The 4,823-nt window shown below is 53.1% G+C and carries 2 protein-coding genes; both read left to right on the top strand.

The genetic code is table 11. The annotated features are described in order from the left end of the window. The first annotated feature begins 113 nt into the window (after positions 1-113). Positions 114-3,923, top strand: a complete 3,810-nt coding sequence (locus ACESLU_RS11905; RefSeq protein ID WP_372638868.1) for a hydantoinase B/oxoprolinase family protein — start codon at positions 114-116, stop codon at positions 3,921-3,923. Positions 3,924-4,476: 553 nt separating this feature from the next. Then, the coding region (locus ACESLU_RS11900; protein ID WP_372638867.1) for an RNA polymerase sigma factor at positions 4,477-4,823 on the top strand (347 nt) is incomplete at its 3' end.

Raw genomic sequence — 4,823 nt, 5'->3', positions numbered from 1 at the left:
CTTTCTGCGGACTCCTAAGAGGAATTTATTTAAATTAATATGTTATAAATATCATATTAATTTAATATCATAAGTTTATAATGATATTAACATAAAAAATATTTGTCTTATTGATGAAAAGCCCCAAAGATAAAAGCTGGCAAATTTGGATTGACACCGGCGGCACCTTTACGGACTGCATCGCTGTCGACCCCGAAGGAGATCGCAAAAAGGTGAAAGTTTTATCCAGCAGTTCCCTGCGGGGCAAAGTGGCTACTTCCGGTTCGACCGGACCTGCTGCCACGCTTAAGATTGAACAGGACTGGGAGGTGCCCGATGATTTTATCAGGGGATTTCAATTCAGACTCCTGGAACGGGGGAGTGATGAGGGGGTTGCGAAAGTAACGGGCTTCAAGAGCGGGCATTCTATCCTTACGCTCGATCGTCCCCTTAACATACCCGAAAACTTCCCTTCTTTTGAGGTACAGTCGGACGAGGAAGCCCCGGCGTTGGCAGCGCGGATGGTGACCCGTACCTCCCGCCCGCAGCAGCTGCCGCCCCTGCAGTTTCGCCTGGCCACAACCAAGGCTACCAATGCGTTACTGGAGCAAACGGGAGCCTCCACCGCTCTGTTGGTGACGCGCGGATTTGCAGACCTGCTGGAGATCGGCAACCAGCAGCGTCCTGATCTTTTTGCACTGAATATAGTAAAACGAAGACCCGTTTACGACAGAGTTGTAGAGGTTGACGAGCGACTGGATTCCGGGGGTACGGTACTGGAGCCGCTGGAGACTGCTACGCTGAAGCCCCACGTGGAAGAGCTGCTGGAACGCGGGACAAGGTCGGTAGCGGTGGCGCTGATGCACAGCTATGCAAATGATGCCCACGAACAGCTGCTGAAGGAATGGCTGCTGCGGAAAGGGTTTAGCAACGTCTCCGTTTCCTCGGAACTCAGTCCCTTTATAAAGATTCTTCCCCGGGCCGAGACGACCGTGGTAAACGCTTACCTGGCTCCCATTATCCGGCAATACCTCGATGATGTGCAGTCGGTGATTCCGGACCGGAAGATGTATGTGATGACCAGTGCCGGGGGACTCACCCTCAAGGAGGACTACGCTCCGAAGGACAGCCTGTTGAGCGGTCCGGCGGCGGGCGTTGTGGGAGCGGCTGCCGCGGGAAAAGCCTCGGGGTTTAAAAAGGTAATATCCTTTGATATGGGAGGGACCAGCACGGATGTGGCCCGCTATGAATCCGATTTTGAGTATGTCTTTGAACATACGGTCGGGGATGCACAGCTTGTGGCTCCGGCCCTGAATATTGAAACCGTAGCCGCCGGGGGAGGCTCTGTCTGCCATTTCGATGGATATAAGCTTTGCGTGGGTCCCCAAAGTGCGGGCGCCCGGCCGGGCCCGGCTTGTTACGGGGCGGGGGGACCGCTGACCCTGACGGATGTGAATTTGCTGCTGGGACGGCTGGATCCTCAAAATTTTCATATTCCGGTGGATCGGGAATCGGCCGAACAGCAGCTGGAAGAGCTCGTTTCAGAAGTGAATGCCGCCGGGGAAGCGTCCGTTACGAAACGGGAAGTTCTGTCCGGTTTTTTAAGGATTGCCAACGAGCGCATGGCCGATGCCATCCGCAAGATCTCGGTCCGCAAAGGGTACGACGTCCGTGAATACGCCATGGTTGCTTTTGGCGGGGCCGGGGGACAGCATGCGTGCGCGATTGCGCGGCGACTGGGCATCCAAAGCGTATTGATCCCGGAAGATGCAGGCTTGTTGAGTGCCGACGGGTTAGGAAGCGCACAGATAGAAGAATTTGAAGAGTCACAGGTCCTGAAGCCGCTGGAGGAGGTAGGGGGACAGCTGGCGGACAGGGGGCGGAGAATGGCCGAAAAGGCCTCCCGAAAACTGCAAGCATCCGGCATCGCCGAGGATGATATTATCTTACGCCGGCGCATGGTATCCATGCGGTTGGCGGGACAGCAAACCTCGCTGGAGATCGCTTTTGAAAAAGGGTTGGATCTTGAAGAAGCTTTTAGAGAAGCCTACAGGGAGCGGTATGGTCACTGGGTCCCAAATCGTACCATCGAGGTGGAGAGCATGCGGGTTGTGGCTTCAACGAGACCGGTTGATACTGAAAAGAGGGCCTTGGATATCGCTATCCATAGACCGGAGCCGGAATTTCATAAAAAAATCGGGTTTGGAGGGACCAGCCGTCGGACTCCTGTCTTCCTCCGGTCCGCATTAAAGCCGGGGAGCAGCCTTGCGGGTCCCGCATTAATTCTTGATCCCCACAGTACGGTGGTGGTGGAGCCGCAGTGGGAGGTGGAAGTCGCCGGTACCGGCGCGCTGAAAATGGCATGTCAAGACCAGGAGGGTACCCAAACGGAAGACCATACTTCCTCCTCGGAAGTGGTCAGGCTGGAATTGTTTACCAACCGGTTTACCTCCATCACTGTAGAGATGGGAGAGATGCTTCAGCGGACCGCCCTTTCCGTCAATGTAAAAGACCGGATGGATTTTTCCTGCGCCCTCTTGAATGCAGAAGGGGAGCTGGTCGTCAACGCGCCTCATATTCCAGTGCACCTGGGAGCATTGGGATTGTGTGTCAGGCGCCTGAGTGAGAGTATTGTGATGGAAGCGGGAGATGTCGTTATCACGAATCACCCGGGTTATGGCGGCTCGCACCTGCCGGACGTTACCCTGGTCACCCCGGTATATACCCGGGAGGATAAGCTGATCGGGTATGCCGCCAGCAGGGCTCATCATGCGGAGATCGGGGGGACCGCGCCCGGATCTATGCCCCCGGCGGCAACCAGTCTCGAGGAAGAGGGCGTGGTCATTCCCCCCATGTACTTGATTAGGAAGGGGGAGCAGCGGTGGGATAACATCAGAAACCACTTGCTGGAAGCAACCTATCCCACCCGGAATGTGGAGGAAAATATGGCGGACCTGCAGGCCGCTGTGGCGGCTAACCACCGCGGGGCGGAAGGCTTGCGGCAGTTGTGCCGCAGGCACGGTTTTGAAACAGTACATCATCACATGAATGCCCTGCGTGATCACGCCGAATCCAAAATGTTGGAGACGATCAACAAAATACCGCCCGGCCGCTATGGAAGTGAAGAATCGCTGGACGACGGGACCCCGCTCAAGGCAGCACTCCGAGTCCGGGAGGATGAAATTGAGCTGGATTTTTCGGGCACCGGCGAAGTGCATCCCCATAATTTGAATGCCACCCCGGCGATCGTTAACAGTGTGGTCATGTATATGCTTCGGCTGCTGATTGACGAGCCGATCCCCCTGAACGAGGGGATCCTCAAGCCGGTGCAGCTGCATTTGCCAGCCTGCCTGCTCAATCCGGATTTTGACCGCGATCCCGCCGAATGTCCCGCCGTGGTCGGCGGGAATGTGGAGGTCAGCCAGCGGCTGGTCGACACCCTGCTGAAACCGTTTGAGCGCGTGGCCTGCAGCCAGGGGACCATGAATAACGTGCTGTTCGGGAACGATTGCTTCGGGTATTATGAAACCGTGGGAGGGGGCACCGGGGCGGGACCCTCTTTCCACGGGACCGATGCGGTACACCAGCACATGACCAATACGCGGGGAACCGACCCCGAAATTCTGGAGCAGCGGTATCCGGTTCGGCTGGACCGCTATAGCATCCGAAAAGGATCCGGCGGAGAGGGTAAATGGAAGGGAGGAAACGGCATATTTCGTCAGTTTACCTTTCTGCAGCCGGTGGAACTTACCGTATTAACCCAGCACCGAACAGCAGGACCGTATGGCTTGCAGGGCGGAAAGGACGGAAAGCCGGGCGAACAATGGGTGGTCTTTAAAGGCGGGCGGCGCGAAAAGCTGGAACCGGTGGATGGCCGATCACTTGATGAAGGCGATCAATTTATCCTGAAAACACCGGGCGGCGGCGGGTTTGGAAGGGAGTAGTGCCCTTGTTTTGATAAATAGTGTTCATCGTTAGATAATATGAGATACGGGCAGACTATCGTAAAGTCAGCTCGCAACGGTCAGTTGTCATGTTGACCTGGGGATCGGGTCCCTGATGATAATACATTTTTTAGCGGGCTTTCCGGTCGTATCAATTCAATGACGTATTTCTGACTTGTAACGATTCTATAGTTGAAACGAACACTTTTTTGTATTATTTATAATTGAAGGGAAAGTTTCGGACATTTCCGGTCAAACAACCTTTTTAATCCGTTATCGGGTTTTAAACAGGAAATTCTGAAAAAAAATTGTAGGCTAAGAGCTATACTTTACGGGCTTGCATCAAAAACTATTGTGGGAACTTCCGAATAATGAATCGGATTTTTTTAACAATTTGGCTAATGCTAAAACTCAGGATTCGTGATACTTCGTCATGTAGCACTTGTTTAGTTTAGGCTTGCACTGTTAAGGATGAAACTGGGTTATGCGAAAAGGAATTAAGGGGTTATCTGAATTAGAACTACAATGTTAGGGAAGGGGATAGTAGTTAGCAATGCTCACGAAAAAACAATTTGAACACCTGTTTGATACGCATGTTCGGGCTGTATCTTCTTTACTTTCTTATTATACCTCTGATAAGGCCGAACTGGAGGATTGGGTGCAAGAGGTGTATATAAAAATATGGGAGGAACGTGAGAAAATTAATCCGGATCATCCGCGTGTAAAAGGCTACCTGTTAAAAATGGCACGAAATCATGCCCTGTGCAGCCTGAGGAAACAGCAGAGAAAGCCTTTTTTTGAGTATGATGAGGTCGAAGAAATACCGGTGCCCGTCCATTCCGTTCATGGACAATTAGCAAAAAAAGAATTGTCCCAAGCCTATCGAGAAGCCCTTGAGCA

Source organism: Fodinibius sp. (assembly GCF_041642155.1).
In the GTDB taxonomy this organism is placed as follows: Bacteria; Bacteroidota; Rhodothermia; order Balneolales; family Balneolaceae; genus Fodinibius.
Note: the sequence above shows the minus strand (reverse complement) of the source record. Positions and strands in the feature narration are given on the sequence as shown.